The following is a 15013-nucleotide window of genomic DNA, read 5'->3' as shown; positions in this document are numbered from 1 at the left end:
CCACGAGGCGGTTCCGGTGGCTTTTACCTCGCGCGCGGGAAATCGCCGACCATGGCAGAAGAGACCCGGACCGAAGCGGACAGTCTCGGCGAGATGGCGGTGCCCGCCGACGCGTACTGGGGTGCACAGACCCAGCGCGCGGTGGAGAACTTCCCGATTTCGGGAATCACGTTCGGCCGGCGGTTCGTCCGCGCCCTCGGCGTCGTCAAGAAGGCGGCCGCGCAAGCGAATCGCGACCTGGGACTCGTCGACGACGAGGTCGCCGAGGCGATCGTCGAAGCCGCCGACGAGGTCATCGCCGGCGAGCACGACGATCAGTTCCCGGTCGACGTCTTCCAGACGGGCTCTGGCACCTCGTCGAACATGAACGCGAACGAGGTGATCGCCAACCGGGCGGCCGAGCTGATGGGGGCGGCGATCGGCGACCGCGTCGTCCACCCGAACGACCACGTCAACTTCGGCCAGTCGTCGAACGACGTGATCCCGACGGCGATGCACGTCGCGAGCCTCGAAGCGATCGAAAAGGACGTCACGCCGGCGTTAGAGACGCTCAGAAAGTCGCTTGAGGCCAAAGAAGCGGAGTTTTCGGACGTCGTGAAAACCGGCCGGACGCACCTTCAGGACGCGACGCCGGTCACGCTGGGTCAGGAGTTCGGCGGCTACCGAACGCAGATCGCGAAGGGACTCGTCAGAGTCGACAAGGCGAGAGAACACCTCGCCGAACTCGCCCTGGGCGGAACCGCGACCGGTACGGGATTGAACACGCACCCCGAGTTCCCCGGTCGGGCTGCCGAGTACATCACGAAGGAGACGGGCGTTCAGTTCCGCGAGGCTGACGACCACTTCGAGGCGCAGGCGGCCCACGACGCGATGGCGGAGGCACACGGGGCGTTGCGAACCGTCGCCGGCTCGCTCAACAAGATCGCGAACGACCTCCGCCTGCTCGCTTCCGGGCCGCGAAACGGGCTCGGCGAACTCGAACAGCCGGAGAATCAGCCGGGATCGTCGATCATGCCCGGTAAGATAAATCCCGTCGTCGCCGAGGCGGTCAACCAGGTTCACACGCAGGTGGTCGGAAACGACGCGGCCGTCGCCAACGGCGCCGCGGACGGCCAGCTCGATCTCAACCTCTACAAGCCGGTCCTCGCGCACAACTTCCTGCAGTCGGCCGAGCTGATCGCGAACGCGAGCGAGGTGTTCGCCTCGCGGTTCGTCGATCCGATCGAAGCGAACCGCGAACACTGTGAGACGCAGGTCCAACAGTCGATGGCGCTCGCCACCTCACTCAACGTTCACATCGGCTACGACAAGGCGAGCGATGTCGCGAAGACGGCCCTGAAGGAAGGCAAGACGGTTCGCGAGGTCGCACTCGAAAAGGGCTACCTCGACGAGGCGGAAGCCGACGCGGTGCTCGATCCCGCGAAGATGACCGAACGCGGTATCCTCGGCGACGAGTAACCGCCGCGAACGGAGAGACGGTCGACGGCGACTGGACGGATTTTTACCGACGCGTCTCCCACGTGCGCACAATGAGTGCAGACGACTACGAGCAAGTCGGACTCGTCGCCGGACTCGAGATCCATCAGCAGCTCGATACGGCGACCAAGCTGTTCTGTCAGTGCCCGACGCGTCTTCGGGAACCGGACGATTCGACGCGGCAATTGACTCGGTTTCTCCACCCGACTCGGAGCGAACTCGGCGAACTCGACGAGGCGGCCCTAGAGGAGAGTCGTGTCGACCGCGAGTTCGAGTATCTCGCCTACGATTCGACCTGCCTCGTCGAGGAGGACGACGAACCCCCGGGCGAACTCGACGAGGAGGCGCTCGGAACGGTTCTCGAAATCGCACAGCTGCTTTCCATGACGCCGGTCGATCAGGCCCACGTCATGCGCAAGCTCGTCGTCGACGGTTCGAACACGTCCGGCTTTCAGCGCTCGGCGCTGATCGCGACCGACGGCCAGATCGAGACCGACGCCGGTCCGGTCGGCATCGAAGACCTCATGCTCGAAGAAGAGAGCGCCCAGCGGATCGAGGAGACCGACGACGGCGTTCGCTACAGCCTCGATCGACTCGGCATTCCGCTCGTCGAGATCGGGACGAAGCCGGACCTCCGTTCACCGGAACAGACCCGCGAGGCGGCCGAGCGAATCGGCATGTTGCTGCGCTCGACCGGCAAGGTAAAGCGCGGACTCGGGACGATCCGCCAGGACGTCAACGTCTCCATCGAGGAGGGCGCTCGCGTCGAGATCAAAGGCGTCCAGCGATTGGACGACATCGACGACATCGTCCGGACCGAGGTCGATCGGCAAGTAGCGCTTGTCGAGATCGCAGCCGAGCTGTCCGATCGGGGGGCGTCGGTTGACGAACCGACGGACGTCACCGATCTCTTCGAGGACACCGAAAGCGGCGTGATTCGGGGTGCGCTTACCGACGGTGGCTCGGTCTACGCCGTGCGACTCGCCGGCTTCGACGGGCTGGTCGGCCGGGAGATCGCGCCGGATCGTCGACTCGGAACGGAGCTATCCGACCACGCGAAGCGTCACGGCGCGGGGGGCATCTTCCACACCGACGAGTTACCGGCCTACGGAATCACGGCCGACGAGATCGAGTCGCTCCGAGACGCGATCGACGCTTCACCCGACGACGCCGTCGCGCTCGTCGCGGCGTCGGACGACGTCGCGCCGGTCGCGATCGAGGCCGTCGCCGCCCGCGCGAAGACGGCGACTGCGGGCGTTCCCGAGGAGACGCGCGGGGCGAACGAGGACGGGACGACTCGCTACCTGCGACCGCTTCCGGGCGCCGCCCGCATGTATCCGGAAACGGACGTCCCGCCGGTCGAACCGGATCCGAGCACGGTTCCGGTTCCCGAGCTACTCACCGAGAAGGTCGAGCGCTACCAGTCCGAGTACGACCTTGACGCCGGGCTGGCCGAGCAGGTCGCAAACGGAGAGCACATGCCGTTGTTCGAAACCGTCGTCGGTGAGGGGGTCGATCCGACCCTCGCTGCGAGTACGCTCGCCTCGACGCTGACCGAGCTCCGTCGGGACGACGTTCCGATCGACGCGCTCACGGACGATCACCTCGCGGACGTTCTCGCCCTCGCGAGCGAGGGAGACCTTCCAAACGAGGCGATCCCGGAGCTGCTCTCCGCGCTGGCTACCGAGCCCGATCGATCGGCCGAAGCGGCGATGGACGACGAAGATCTCGGCGGGGCGGACGCGGACGTCGTTCGAGAGACGGTCGTCGAGGTCGTCGAGCGAAACGAAGCGCAGGTCGAATCCGAGGGAATGGGCGCGTTCTCCGGGCTGATGGGTGAGTGCATGGGCGCCCTTCGCGGAAAGGCGGACGGCGATCAGGTGAGCCAGCTCCTCCGCGAAGAGATACAGAAGCGAGCCTGAAACGGGTCACGGATTGCGGTTCGGCTCACCGGTCCGATCGTCAGAGTGGGGTGGCGAATCGAGATCCGGTCGTTCGGCCGCCCGGCGTAAGATTCCCGTCAGCGTCTGGATCTCTCGGCCGGTCGGGTCGGCGCGTCCGAGCAGTCGGCGGAACATACGCGTCGCCTTCGCTCGTTTTTCCTCGGGGTGATTGATCGCGGTCAGCAGCGATTCCCAGCGCTCGTGGCATCGGTCGACGTCGACCTGGGGAGCGCGGGTCCGTTCGACGTCCGGAAGCTGCGTCTCTTCGAGGGCGAGTTCGCGCAGTTCGTATAGGGTGATGGTCGCCGCCTGTCCGAGGTTCAAGACGGGGTACGCCGCGTTCGCCGGGATCGCACAGAGTTCGTCGATCCGTTCGAGTTCGTCGTTCGTCAGCCCGATCCGTTCGCGTCCGAAGACGAATGCCGTCTGCCCGTCGACGTGACGGAGCCGATCGGCTAGCTCGGCGGGCGTCGAGACCGGGTACCGGACGTGACTGCGGTCGTCCTCGTTGGGGATGGCCGTACAGCCGACGGTGTGGTAGGTCTCGACAAGTTCGTCGAACGGAAGTTCCGTCGCGTTCGCCAGGACGTCCTCTCGGGCCTGACCGGCGAACCCGAACGCTTCGCCGTCGCGGTCGAGGGGCGGCGGATCGACGAGCAAGAGCGTCTCGAACCCGAAGTTCTTCATCGCCCGGGCGATCGTTCCGACGTTTCCGGGCGTTTCGGCGCCCACGACGGCGACGGCGGGCGGCTCGCGAGCGTTCATACTGGTAGCTGGGAGTCGATGGTGAAAAAACGAGCGTCCGGCGGCGCGTCGGCGCCGTCGACTCTGCCGCTACGGCTTTCGAAACCGGGGCCCCTATCACTGTTCACTACTGAGGACCGGTATGAACACGGTGGACGCCGCCGGGCTCGCCATTGGAGACGGCCATCCGCCCAGGATTATGGGCGTGTTGAACGTCAGCGAGGAGTCGCCGTACGATCCGAGCGTGTACGACGATCCCGAGGAGGCCGCACGGTACGTCGACGAGGCGTTGATCGACGAGGGTGCGGACATCGTCGACGTCGGACTGGAATCGGCGAACAAACGCTTCGAGGTGCTGAGTGCCGAGGAGGAACTCGAACGACTCTCGACCGCGCTGGAGACGATCGAACGCGTGACCGGTGACGCCATCTTCTCGATCGAGACTCGGTACGGCGTCGTCGCGGACGAGGCGCTCGCGGGCGGATTCGATATGGTGAACGACATCTGCGGGTTCGCCGACCCGTCGATGCCCGAGGTGTGTCGGGACCACGACGCGGCGGTCGTGAAAATGGCCAGCCCGCCGGATCTGGACCGTCCCGGGGCGGTCTCTGACGTAGACTGGGCCGAGCGTAAGTCTCCCGAGTGGGCGGCGGAGGCCGACGTAGTCGACGAACTCCTCGCTGCGCTCTCGGAGACGCCGCTGACTGAGAAGACGATCGTCGATCCGGCCTTCGGGGGCTGGAGCGAGCGAAAGACCCTTCGTGACGATCGTGAGACGTTGGCGCGTCTCGAGGCGTTTCACGACCTCGGTCACCCGGTGTTAGTTTCAATCAACCGGAAGAATTTCCTCGGCGAGATCGTCGACCGTCCCACCGACGAGCGGCTGCCGGCGAGTATCGCCGGAACGGCGCTGGCCGTCGACCGCGGCGCCGACGTGATCCGAACGCACGACGTCGCCGCGACGCGCGATGCGGCGCTGATCGGTGATGCCTTCGGTCGGACGCGGGGCTCTCGAGAGTGAGCGATGTCCTCCCATTCGACGCGACGTGTGGATTCCACGTTGGGAGCGTATTCGACCAACATATTCCTCACGTTTGATGGGTATTTGCATTCGATCGTCACGGAATGTGACAATCTCCCAGCGAACGCGCAGAACTATATTCGAATGGACAGGTCACGAACGGCGTCGGTCACGTCGGAAATGAAGAGAAAACTTATACCGGAGGCATCTGAAGAAGCGGATGGAAGCCGGGTTGCCTCTCGGGTAGGGGTACTACGAAGGCGATGCCCGGCCCACGACTTTCAATTATTCGCGGTGGTACTGTGAGAGCGTCAGCTATGAACGTCGACTGGCGCGAGTGGGAACCGATCTACGAGGCGATCCGGGCGGATTTCGGCTTCGACCGGGCCGCAGACGGGCGTGCGCGAGATCGGCTGTGGCGACTCTCGGAGCCGTTCGAGGGGAGTACCGACTCGCTGGCCTCGAATTCGGAAGTGGTTATCGCGGGAGCGGGACCGTCGCTCACCACCGACGAGTCGCTCGCGCGGGCCGGCGCCGCGGACGCGATCGTTGCCGCCTCGACCGCCGTCGATCGACTGGCGGCGCACGGACTCTCGGTCGACTGGATGGTCACCGACCTCGATAAGAACCCCGAGACGGTTCGCGAGCTGACCGCGGCCGGAACGCCGGTCGCCGTTCACGCCCACGGTGACAACGTAGAGCTGGTCGAATCGATCGTGCCGGCCTGTGCGTCCGGCTCGATCCTGCCGACGACGCAAGTCGCGCCGCGCGGGCACGTCGTCAACATCGGCGGGTTTACCGACGGTGATCGGGCGGCGTACCTGGCGGACGCGCTGGGGGCGAGTTCGCTTTCGTTCGTCGGCTGGGATCTCGACGACCCGACCGTGGATCGGTCGAAAGCGAAGAAGCTGGTCTGGGCCCAGCGGTTGCTCTACGTGCTCGAACGTCGCCGGAACGAGCGGTTCGGCGTCCTCGACGGACGTCGATCCGAAATCGACGTGCAATCTCTTCCCATCGACTGAGTCGGCTCGCGTGAATCCCGCGGGCAACAACAGTTAAGATGGAAACCGCGAGTCCGTGATACGTGGACGAACGTCTCATCGTCACGGTGTCGTTTGCGGCCTACCTGTTCGGTGGGCTTATCTTTACCATCGCATATACGGCGACGGACGCGACGTTTGCCGGCAACCAGCACCAGTTTCTCGTCGGCGTCGGATTCATCTGCCCGCTCGTCGGGTTGGCGCTGATCTGGCTCCGCAGTTACGATCTCGGGGCGGCGCTCTACGTACTCTCGACGGCCGCGACGAGCTGGTACGTGCTGTATCACTTCGTCCTGGGCGATAGCCCGGCCGCGGTGTTTCACGTCGGCGGCGAAGCGAGCGAGGCGTACACGGTGGGCGTCGTCGTCCTGTTTCTCGTTTCGATCGCGGCCACGCTCGTCGGGTTCTGGCTCTGGTATCGGTCGAGTCAGGGGCTCAGAACGGTCGTTGAGGCGCTACTCGGACGATCCGGCTCCGCACAGCGATAATCGGCGAAATCCGCGCGACACTCGCTGGGGGTTCAGTTTTGCGGGGCGAGCGCGTCTATCGTCCGCTCGATCTCCTCGTGGGTGGCTTCGCGCGGGAAGCTGATCGCGAGTTCGTCGAGACCGTCGACGTCGTCCCACCGAGCGAGCTGCTCGGTGACTTCCTCCGGCGTCCCGGCGATCGCGAGCTGTTCTAGCAGCGAATCGTCGATGAGTTCGTCGAGTCGATCGAACTCGCGGTTGGCGACCGCCTCCGAGATTGCCATCGCCTCGTCTTCGTACCCCTGCCGGGCGAGCGAGTCTCGATAGTACGTCCCCATCGCGCCGACGTAGAACCCCACGTGATTGCGACAGCGTTCCCGTGCGAGTTCGCCATCGTCGGAGACGGCCGCGGGCAGCGAGAGCGTCACCGTCACGTCCGATCGATCGCGATTTCCGAGTTCGATACCGCGTTCGAAATCTTCGAGTCGGTCGGTCAATCCGTCTGGGGTGAGCACGATCGCGTGCCAGCCGTCGGCGAACCGTCCGGCGAGTTCGACCGACTTCGGACCCATCCCCGCCGCCTCGATCGGAACCGGTACCGCCGGTGGGTCACACCGAAGGCGGAACCCGCCGAGCGAGAAGATGTCGCCGTCGTAGGTGACGACGTCGCCGCTGAGAACGCGTTCGACGATTTCGACGAACTCTCGGGTCCGTCGGAGCGGTTTCTCGAACGACTCCCCGTGCCATCCCTCGATGACGGCCGGACCGCTCGGTCCGACGGCGAGTCTGAGTCTTCCCTCCGAGATCTCCTGTAAACTGGCTGCGGTCTGTCCGACGAGTGCCGGCGATCGGGAGTAGACGTTCAACACGCTCGGACCCAGTCCGATCGATTCCGTCTCGCTCGCGATACGGGTCAGGACGGTAATCGCGTCTCGACCCCACGTCTCCGGCAACCAGACGTGCTCGTACCCGGCGTCCTCGCCGCGCATTGCGTACTGGACGAGTCGGTCACCGTCGGCTACGGCGGCGACCGGGAGGTGGAGTGATCGATCAGTCATGGTTCGAACTCGGTGTATCGGCGATCGATTCGCGTCGTCGTGCGTCGCGTCGTCGTTCGTGTCCGGGCTGTCATCGGTTGGACTACACTTTGAACTCTATTATAATTGATCCACTCACGGTCCACTCCTTGCCGACAGTCGACCCCCCTTGCCAGCTACCTCCGAACGAATCGATTCGTTTGTAAGTTCGTGTTAGCGAACCGGTAGCTCTACGAACATTCTACACTCATCTGCCTGGTATCCACACGATTGTACGCGACCTCGGCCCATACTGGCCAATAAGTATTTACTTCCAACTAGACTGGTTTCACCTATGGGACTCGCCCAGCGTCGTTCCGATTCGGCTTCACCCCCCGTGAGTCAGGCCGTCATCGAGGCCGTGGCCGAGAAAGAGGGCATCGACGTGACCGATGTCGAACCGCCGGAATTCGAGCCACTGTACGCCGTCATCGATCCGGAAGCGCTCGACTCGCTGTTCGAACCGACCGTCGGAGGGACCGAACGGCCGATTGGGACGGTGTCGTTCGAATACGCCGGCCACCACGTCACCGTTTACAGCGACGGTCGGGTCACGCTGGACGAGTAGTTGGACCACCGTCCGTTTATTTCGTATCGTCGCCGATCACGTCCGATTCTCAGTCATCTGCGACCGGCGACGGTGCGGGCTCGATGTGACCGTCGTCGAGCGCCGCCTCGACGTTGCGTGCGGCGGTCACCATGTTTTTCATCTTCCCGAACGCGACGTCCCGCGGAAGGAGCTTCAATCCGCAATCCGGCGAGACGACGAGTCGCTCTGGCGGAACCACTTCGAGGCCCTTTCGAATGTTCGCTTCGATCTGTTCGACCGATTCGACCTCGGCGACGTGTGCGTCGGTTACGCCGAGTGCGAGATCCTTCGTGAACGCTGGATCCGTGAACACCTCCAGTTGATCGTAGTCGCCGTTCGCGAGTTCGAGGTCGAACTCGTCGACGGGGAACTCCAAAATCTCGGGGTAAATTCGCGAGTAGTCGCCGTAACAGACGTGGAGGCCGATGCGGACGTCGTTCGGAACGTCGTCGACGATCCGTTCGAGACACTCGCCGACGATGGCGTGATCGTCGGGAGTCGTCGCCAGCGCGGGTTCGTCGATCTGAATGTACCGGGCACCGGCGTCGACCAGCTTCGCTACTTCTTCGTTGACCAGGTCTGCGAGGTCGTAGGCGAGCTGTTCGTCGTCCTCGTAGGCTTCGTTGAACGACCAGTTGGCGAGCGTGTACGGGCCGGTGATCGGCACTTTCACGGGTCGATCCGTCGCGCCGGCGATGAACTCGTATTCGTCTACGAGCCACTGCTCGTCGTAGGCGACCTCGCGCACGACCGACGGTTTGTCGAAGTAATTGTGTCCCCACACCTTCACGGGGCCGTTGAACTCGTAGCCGTCGATGCGGTGTGCGAAGAACTCCACCATCTCGTTTCTGCGCATTTCGCCGTCGACGACGACGTCGAGCCCGGCGCGTTCGTGCTCGTTCGTGATGAGTCGAGAAGCGTCGTCCGTGGCCTGGTCCCAGTGTTCTTCGTCGAAATCGGCGTCCGGATCCTCGTACAACTCTTTCGTTCGATTGAACCACTTCGGCTTGGGGTAGCTCCCGACGACCGTCGTCAGGATGAAGTGTTCGTTCTCGTGATCGTCCGACCTGAACTGTTCTTTCGTCGAACTCATGCGGGGCTCACCTCCGCGAGCGCGGCGGCTTCACCCAGCACGGCGAGTTTCTTCTGGTACGTCGAGTACGGCAGGTAGAACGTCTCGGTGTTCGGTGCGAGGTAGACGGTCTCGAACGAGGCGGTGGGAAGCGAATCGAGCACCCACTGGGCGCGGTCTCTGACCGCTTCGGGGTCCTCGAGTAGCGTATTTTGCCCGTCGACGAGACCGAGCCAGATGTCGTCGGTCGTCCCGTACTCCTGAAGGTTGTAGACGGTCTGGTCCTGTTCGGTGACGAAGTCGAACCCGACGGCGTCGACGGTCGCATCGAGGAGGTGTGCGTACACCTTCTCCTCTAGCGGTCCCCAGTAGGTGTGAACGACCACGTCGGCGTCGGTCGCGTTGGCGACTCGATCGATCGCCGCGCTCGCTCGCTCGTCTAGGCCGTCTCCTGGCGGTGAGGTCACGAGCGACGGTTCGAGCAGCAAGAGCGTCTCGTGGTCCGGAAAACGCGACACCTCTTCGAGGAGGAAGTCGGCGATCGCTTCGAGAAACGACGTTTCGTCCCCGTAGTAGTCGTCGGTGGCGAGATCGAAGAGCGTGTAGGGTCCCGGAAGGACGGCTTGGAGGTCCGACGCGTCGACCAACTCGCGCGCCTCGGTCAGTTCGGTCGCCACGTCGCCGGTCGGTGAGAGTTCGTCCGTGACGACCGGTTCGCGGTAGAAATTGTTGTTATCGTAGTATCGGACGATGCCGCGCGTTTCCACCGCATCGGCGACGGCGAGCGGATGTGCGAGCATGTCGTCCCATCGAAGTTGCCCCTCGGTGATCCGGTCGAGGTCGCTCCGTCGTTGCTGTGTGCACACCTCGGCTCGCGCTTCGTCGTACTGTTCGAGCACAGCGGGCCCCTCCGATCCGTCGATGAGGTCGTGTTTTTGGTGACCTTTCAGATCGGACAATTCGTCTTTTGCCCAGTCGGGTAAGGGAAAAAGACCCGTCGTCGTCGAAACGTACGCTGTCATGGGTACCGATCGCTATGCTATGCTGCTGTTTAATATTTTCCATCCTCCTTTATGACTTACGGGCATATTACAATCGTGTTGGTCGGTGAGATCTCCAATCCGATTCGTTCTACCCGTGACGCGAGCGATGGTACCGTGTCGATCGGCGACAGGCGGTCAGCACGGTTGCAGGAACGGTCTGATCGTCATCGAAATAGGTCGCCCGAATACTGCAGGCCCGAGCGTCTTCGATACGGTGCCGTTCGTCACCGGTACAGTTCCAGAACGGTGAGCGTCTCGAAGGGAAACGATTCGTCTGCGACCGCCGAGGCGCTGAATCCGGCGTCGCCGGCCAACTCGACCACTTCGTCGACTCCGGTGAGCGAACTCACGAGGAGCAATACCGTCCCCGTCGGCGTCAGTACCCGGCCGACGTCCGCGAGAAATGGCTCGATGACCGATCTCCCGGTGGGCCCGCCCGATAAGGCCCGTTCCATCCAGTCGCTGCGTTCGACATCCGGGTCGGTCGGCAGGTACGGTGGATTGAATGCGACCGCATCGAAGCACGCTGCTGCGAACGGCTCTGTCAGATCCGCTCGTACGACCTCCAGGTCGCGTTCGCGCGCCTGTTCGCAGGCGTGCGGATTCAAATCCGACGCGACGACGCGACACGAGAGCGCCGATCGAATCCGATCTGCGACGTACCCTGAACCAGTACCGACCTCGAGAATTCTCTCGATCGGGCGCGATCGAAGTCGATCGATCGCCACCTCGGCGAGCAAGTGTGAGTCTTCTGCCGGCTGGTAGACCGCCCGATCGACGCCACGTCGCTCGGCGAGATCCATCTCAGTCGTCCTCTCCGGTGGGGCCGTTCGCCCGTTCGGTCATCGGTTCATCGCCGTCCGGATCGGGTTCACCGCCGGAGCCGGACTTCTGGTGGTCCGATTGCTCGGTCCGTGATTTTTCGTCGTAGGCTAGTCCGGACGCTTCCACTCGGAACCCACCGGTCTCTTCGCGACCGGATAACTCTCGCTGGGGGAACGGTATCTTGATCCCCTCCGATTCGAACGCGTCCGTGATGGCTTCGATCGCGGCCGTCCGCGTCCGACCCGCTTTCTGTCGCGTCGGGTTTCCGATCCAGAATCGGACGCCAAGAAGTACCGCCGAATCGTCGAACGATTTCGTCACCGTCGCAGGTTCTGGCGGGGATCTGATCTCATCAATTTCCTCGACGGCACTCGTTGCGATCGCTCGTGCGCGTTCGACGTCCGCATCGTAGTCGATTCCGACCTCGACTTCGAGTCGGAGTCTCCCCGACCGAGACCGGTTCGTGACCGCCGAGGCGCTGACGACGTCGTTCGGGATGATGACGTACTCGTCGTCGAACGACCTGATCCGCGTGTTGATCATCGAGATGTCCGTGACGATGCCCTCGTACTCGTCGTCTAAGACGACCCAGTCGCCGATCTCGAACGGCCGAGAGAACATCAACACGAAGCCCGCCAGCAGCGACCCGAGCGTTTGCTGGGCGGCCATCCCCATGACGATCCCGAGAAACCCGGCACCGACGAATATCGCCCCGAGATCGTCGATCCAGATTCCGAGCACGGTGACCGTCGCCATCGCGTAGATCACCACCTGCGACATTCGGTACGTGACCTCGCGCTGGTGGTCGGTCACCGAGCTGGACGACCCGAGGATATCGTCCAGGAGTCGCTTGACAAAGCGCGTGACGATGTAGGCCGTCATGGCGACGACCGCAGAGACGACGAGCAGGGCGACCGTCTCTCCGCCGAGGTTGTACTCGCTCCAGAGGTCGCGGATCTCGCCGGTTTGATCCCAGACGCCGAGGATCACCGCGACGGCGAGGATCGAACTGACGACGAGCGTGACCGCGCCGAGAATGTCGGCGTACAGCGGACGCGTTCTCGCTCCCAACCAGCGGGCGAGCCGTCTGACACCCTGGATCACGCCGACGAGTGCGACGACCGTCCCGACGGTGACCAGAAACCGCTGGGTCGTGGTGTCGAACTCAGCGGCCAGCCAGTCGAACGCGAGCACGGAGGCGTTCATTCGTACTGCCTCGATTGGGCCGATCCCTTAGGAATCCGTCGGTCGGCGTCCCGGGATGTGGTGAGACGTCCTCACTCTGCCGTGATCCCGACCGTCGTTGCAACGGACGCCAGCTCCGCGAACGTCTCCGGAGTCACTGAATCCGGTCGCTTCGAAAGGATTCGGTCGTCTACGGCGTCCACCACGGCGTCCGGGTCGTCGAGCCCGGAGATGTGTGCGGTGTTTCTGATTCCGTTTCGGACCGTTTTCCGGCGCTGGGTGAACAGCGCTTTGACGAACCGCAAGAAGAACGCCTCGTCGTCGACGTGATACGGCGGCTCTCTCGGTCGGGTACGCACCACGGCGCTCTCGACGGCGGGCGGTGGGGCGAACGCCGTCGGTGGAACGACCTCGACGATCTCCGGTTCGGCGTAGTGCTGTGTCGAGACCGATAGCCGACCGTACTCGGACGTCCCCGGTTCCGCCACCATTCGCTCGGCGAACTCTCGCTGAAACATGAGGACGAGCGGTCGCTTTCGAGGAAGGAGCCTGAACGTAATCTCACTCGAAACCCCGTAGGGAAGGTTCGAAACCGAGGCGTCGAAGTCGGGGATGTCGACTTCCAGCGCGTCGCCCGATCGCACGTCGAGTCGTCCGGCGTCGATCTCGTCTGCGAACTCCTCGCGGAGGAACTCGACGAGCAGTGGGTCGCGTTCGATCGCCACGACGGACGACGCGGCCGAGAGCAGTCGGTCGGTCAGCCCACCGGTCCCTGGACCGATCTCGAGCACCCGTTCTACGTCGCCTTCGACCGCCTCCAGGTAGGTCGGCAGTCGATCCAGGACGCGATCGTCGATCAAAAAGTGCTGGTCACGGTCCGGATTCCCTCGTACTCCGGCGCGAGACAGGAGGGCGTCGGGATCTCTCATTACCAGGGGCGTACGGACCCGTCACGGGTAAACGCAGTGTTCCGCGTCGGATACCCCGCCGTGGAGACATCTGTCGAATCCGCTCGGTCAGATATACTGTACGACCGGGTTCAGACGAGAGCAGCCGAGTCGCCGCTCACACGGTCTCGTCGTGCTGGCCGACGAAGGTCCGATACTTCAGCTCGTCTTCGCGTAACTCTTCTATAATTCGTTCGACGAGAATGCCAGACGGATCGTGGAGTCCGGAGACGCGCTCTTCGATCTCGTCGAAGCTCTCGAAGGGTTTTCGCTTTCGCTCGTCGAGAATCGTATTTCGCAGCTTCTTGCCGATTCCGGGAAGGAGGTTCAACTGGTGGAGCCGGAGCGTGATCGGCTGAGCCTCGTTGTAGAAGTCGACGAATCGTCGCTCGTCCTCCTCGACGAGGTCCGTAATGACGTACTCGACTTCCGACTTCGCGCCGGATGAGAGGTCGTCGTATTCGATCGGCTCTGCTCGTTCGACGACGGTCCGCGCCGATCGCGGGTGGACGACGACCTCCGTTCCGATCGTCAGCCGCTCGGACTCGTCGAAGGCGACCTCGTAGAGATCGAAGGAATCGAGATCGATGGCGTATCCCGCCGGCGAACTATCGTACTGTGGTCTCCCACTCGAGGATAGCCCGTGGGCCAGGTAGTCCAGCACCACTGCACGTCGTTCCGGTGGCTCATCACGCTCGGATTCACTCATCATCGTCTCGGTACGGGCAGCGAACACTTAAAGAATCGGCAACAGTTCGTACGACGAACCACCGGAACCGACAGGGTTCGACCCGTTAGGCGTAGCGCGCGACGATATCTAGAATCTCGTCCAGTTCGTCGCCGGACAGCGAATACCGTTCCTGGGCGAAGATCGCCCGTAATTCGTCGCGATCCTGCGGGAGCAGGTTGGCGATCTTGTACGCGGTCGGTTCGGTCACTTTCTCTAGCTCCTCGAGCGATTCGACGAGTTCCAGCGACTCTTCGGGGTCAAGAACCGCAAAGCGGTTGGTGTGGTCGATCGCCCGAGCGAGTTCGTATCGGAGTTCTCGCTCCTCGTCGAGCGCTCGCTCGGTCTCGATATCGGTGAGGAGCTCCTTCGTTTCGGCGATCGTCAGGTACTCCTCTTCGATGATCTCCTTGAAGATGGTCATTCGTTCTGGGCGCGAAGGTGGGCGGCGGTGACGATGAGCGTCTTCTCGACGCCGCCGTCTCCGATCTGCACCTTGTAGGCGTTACCCTGGGTGCCGATTACCTCGCCGGTGCGTCCATCGAATCGCGGGTGGTAGCGACCGTCCGGCACGCTCGGGTCGATCTTGAGGTGTACCTTCTGGCCCGTCTCGTACTCCTGAATCGCTCGCTGTGGCGGCGACGTGCCGCGCTCTCGCGGTTTGTTACGCAGTTTATTTCGCGTACCCTGTCGAGGTCCATTTGATTTCGGCATGGTCGTATGCCCAGTTACTCCGTGACAGTTATAAAAGACACGTTCCGCGGGCGCTCGAACCCGCGAGACTGACGCTGTGACTGGCGCCGTTCGAGTCGAACGACGCTTCGACAGTATAACAGTGACCCGGTCCGTCGCCCCGCG

The 15013-nt window shown here is 63.3% G+C and carries 15 protein-coding genes and 1 pseudogene; 6 read left to right on the top strand and 10 right to left on the bottom strand.

The genetic code is table 11. The annotated features are described in order from the left end of the window. The first annotated feature begins 51 nt into the window (after positions 1–51). Positions 52–1458: a class II fumarate hydratase gene (locus NKH31_RS16725; RefSeq protein WP_254862924.1), complete on the top strand. Its 1407-nt coding sequence runs from the start codon at positions 52–54 to the stop codon at positions 1456–1458. A gap of 71 nt (positions 1459–1529) precedes the next feature. Then, a complete protein-coding gene (gatE, locus tag NKH31_RS16720) occupies positions 1530–3398 on the top strand; it encodes a Glu-tRNA(Gln) amidotransferase subunit GatE (RefSeq protein WP_254862923.1) in 1869 nt (622 codons plus the stop codon). 6 nt (positions 3399–3404) lie between these two features. Here the strand turns inward: gatE and NKH31_RS16715 are convergent, their stop codons facing one another. Continuing rightward, entirely contained in the window at positions 3405–4184 is a 780-nt protein-coding gene (locus NKH31_RS16715) for an RNA methyltransferase (protein WP_254862922.1), read from the bottom strand. Positions 4185–4305: 121 nt separating this feature from the next. On the opposite strand from NKH31_RS16715, the pseudogene folP reads away from it, so the two are divergent. The 3 genes and pseudogenes from folP to NKH31_RS16700 all read left to right on the top strand — a co-directional run. Continuing rightward, positions 4306–5157, top strand: a pseudogene (gene folP / locus NKH31_RS16710) (dihydropteroate synthase); the annotation flags it as partial. Between the two features lie 344 nt (positions 5158–5501). Then, positions 5502–6206 (top strand): 6-hydroxymethylpterin diphosphokinase MptE-like protein, encoded by a 705-nt coding sequence (locus NKH31_RS16705; RefSeq protein ID WP_254862920.1) that lies wholly within the window; start codon positions 5502–5504, stop codon positions 6204–6206. 62 nt (positions 6207–6268) lie between these two features. Further along, a complete protein-coding gene (locus NKH31_RS16700; protein WP_254862919.1) occupies positions 6269–6712 on the top strand; it encodes a hypothetical protein in 444 nt (147 codons plus the stop codon). Between the two features lie 32 nt (positions 6713–6744). Here the strand turns inward: NKH31_RS16700 and NKH31_RS16695 are convergent, their stop codons facing one another. After that, a complete protein-coding gene (locus NKH31_RS16695) occupies positions 6745–7749 on the bottom strand; it encodes a TIGR04024 family LLM class F420-dependent oxidoreductase (protein ID WP_254862918.1) in 1005 nt (334 codons plus the stop codon). A 313-nt stretch (positions 7750–8062) separates the two neighbouring features. On the opposite strand from NKH31_RS16695, the gene ddfA reads away from it, so the two are divergent. Then, complete coding sequence (ddfA, locus tag NKH31_RS16690; RefSeq protein ID WP_254862917.1) at positions 8063–8335, top strand: DdfA family disk-determining factor; 273 nt, start codon at positions 8063–8065, stop codon at positions 8333–8335. Between the two features lie 49 nt (positions 8336–8384). Here ddfA and NKH31_RS16685 read toward each other — a convergent pair whose 3' ends face one another. The 8 genes from NKH31_RS16685 to NKH31_RS16650 form a co-directional block, all read right to left on the bottom strand. Beyond that, the gene (locus NKH31_RS16685) at positions 8385–9449 is read right to left on the bottom strand and encodes a methionine synthase (RefSeq protein ID WP_254862916.1); all 1065 of its coding nucleotides are present in this window, start codon (positions 9447–9449) and stop codon (positions 8385–8387) included. After that, positions 9446–10450: a 5-methyltetrahydropteroyltriglutamate--homocysteine methyltransferase gene (locus tag NKH31_RS16680; RefSeq protein ID WP_254862915.1), complete on the bottom strand. Its 1005-nt coding sequence runs from the start codon at positions 10448–10450 to the stop codon at positions 9446–9448. Before NKH31_RS16680 ends, NKH31_RS16685 begins: the two co-directional genes overlap by 4 nt. 245 nt (positions 10451–10695) lie before the next feature. Further along, on the bottom strand, positions 10696–11274 hold the full coding sequence (locus NKH31_RS16675; protein WP_254862914.1) for a HemK2/MTQ2 family protein methyltransferase: 579 nt from the start codon (positions 11272–11274) through the stop codon (positions 10696–10698). A gap of 1 nt (position 11275) precedes the next feature. After that, entirely contained in the window at positions 11276–12502 is a 1227-nt protein-coding gene (locus NKH31_RS16670; protein WP_254862913.1) for a mechanosensitive ion channel family protein, read from the bottom strand. Between the two features lie 71 nt (positions 12503–12573). Further along, positions 12574–13410 carry a 16S ribosomal RNA methyltransferase A gene (locus NKH31_RS16665; protein ID WP_254862912.1) on the bottom strand — a complete coding sequence of 279 codons (837 nt, stop codon included), beginning with the start codon at positions 13408–13410 and terminating at the stop codon, positions 12574–12576. A 136-nt stretch (positions 13411–13546) separates the two neighbouring features. Then, positions 13547–14137: a DUF655 domain-containing protein gene (locus tag NKH31_RS16660; RefSeq protein ID WP_254864834.1), complete on the bottom strand. Its 591-nt coding sequence runs from the start codon at positions 14135–14137 to the stop codon at positions 13547–13549. An 85-nt stretch (positions 14138–14222) separates the two neighbouring features. Next, complete coding sequence (locus NKH31_RS16655; protein WP_254862911.1) at positions 14223–14579, bottom strand: RNA polymerase Rpb4 family protein; 357 nt, start codon at positions 14577–14579, stop codon at positions 14223–14225. Further along, positions 14576–14869 carry a 50S ribosomal protein L21e gene (locus NKH31_RS16650; RefSeq protein ID WP_254862910.1) on the bottom strand — a complete coding sequence of 98 codons (294 nt, stop codon included), beginning with the start codon at positions 14867–14869 and terminating at the stop codon, positions 14576–14578. Before NKH31_RS16650 ends, NKH31_RS16655 begins: the two co-directional genes overlap by 4 nt. Positions 14870–15013: the final 144 nt, after the last annotated feature.

It is taken from the genome of Halovivax gelatinilyticus (assembly GCF_024300625.1).
GTDB classification, from domain to species: domain Archaea; phylum Halobacteriota; class Halobacteria; order Halobacteriales; family Natrialbaceae; genus Halovivax; species Halovivax gelatinilyticus.
This window is presented reverse-complemented; position numbering and strand designations above follow the sequence as displayed.

Excerpts from the sequence above, each read along its gene's own strand:
- NKH31_RS16660 (WP_254864834.1), bottom strand. The coding sequence starts at position 14,137 with ATGAGTGAATCCGAGCGTGATGAGCCACCGGAACGACGTGCAGTGGTG.
- NKH31_RS16675 (WP_254862914.1), bottom strand. The coding sequence starts at position 11,274 with ATGGATCTCGCCGAGCGACGTGGCGTCGATCGGGCGGTCTACCAGCCG.
- NKH31_RS16655 (WP_254862911.1), bottom strand. The coding sequence starts at position 14,579 with ATGACCATCTTCAAGGAGATCATCGAAGAGGAGTACCTGACGATCGCC.
- NKH31_RS16725 (WP_254862924.1), top strand. The coding sequence starts at position 52 with ATGGCAGAAGAGACCCGGACCGAAGCGGACAGTCTCGGCGAGATGGCG.
- NKH31_RS16715 (WP_254862922.1), bottom strand. The coding sequence starts at position 4,184 with ATGAACGCTCGCGAGCCGCCCGCCGTCGCCGTCGTGGGCGCCGAAACG.
- NKH31_RS16680 (WP_254862915.1), bottom strand. The coding sequence starts at position 10,450 with ATGACAGCGTACGTTTCGACGACGACGGGTCTTTTTCCCTTACCCGAC.
- NKH31_RS16665 (WP_254862912.1), bottom strand. The coding sequence starts at position 13,410 with ATGAGAGATCCCGACGCCCTCCTGTCTCGCGCCGGAGTACGAGGGAAT.
- NKH31_RS16670 (WP_254862913.1), bottom strand. The coding sequence starts at position 12,502 with ATGAACGCCTCCGTGCTCGCGTTCGACTGGCTGGCCGCTGAGTTCGAC.
- gatE (WP_254862923.1), top strand. The coding sequence starts at position 1,530 with ATGAGTGCAGACGACTACGAGCAAGTCGGACTCGTCGCCGGACTCGAG.
- NKH31_RS16705 (WP_254862920.1), top strand. The coding sequence starts at position 5,502 with ATGAACGTCGACTGGCGCGAGTGGGAACCGATCTACGAGGCGATCCGG.
- NKH31_RS16695 (WP_254862918.1), bottom strand. The coding sequence starts at position 7,749 with ATGACTGATCGATCACTCCACCTCCCGGTCGCCGCCGTAGCCGACGGT.
- ddfA (WP_254862917.1), top strand. The coding sequence starts at position 8,063 with ATGGGACTCGCCCAGCGTCGTTCCGATTCGGCTTCACCCCCCGTGAGT.
- NKH31_RS16685 (WP_254862916.1), bottom strand. The coding sequence starts at position 9,449 with ATGAGTTCGACGAAAGAACAGTTCAGGTCGGACGATCACGAGAACGAA.
- NKH31_RS16650 (WP_254862910.1), bottom strand. The coding sequence starts at position 14,869 with ATGCCGAAATCAAATGGACCTCGACAGGGTACGCGAAATAAACTGCGT.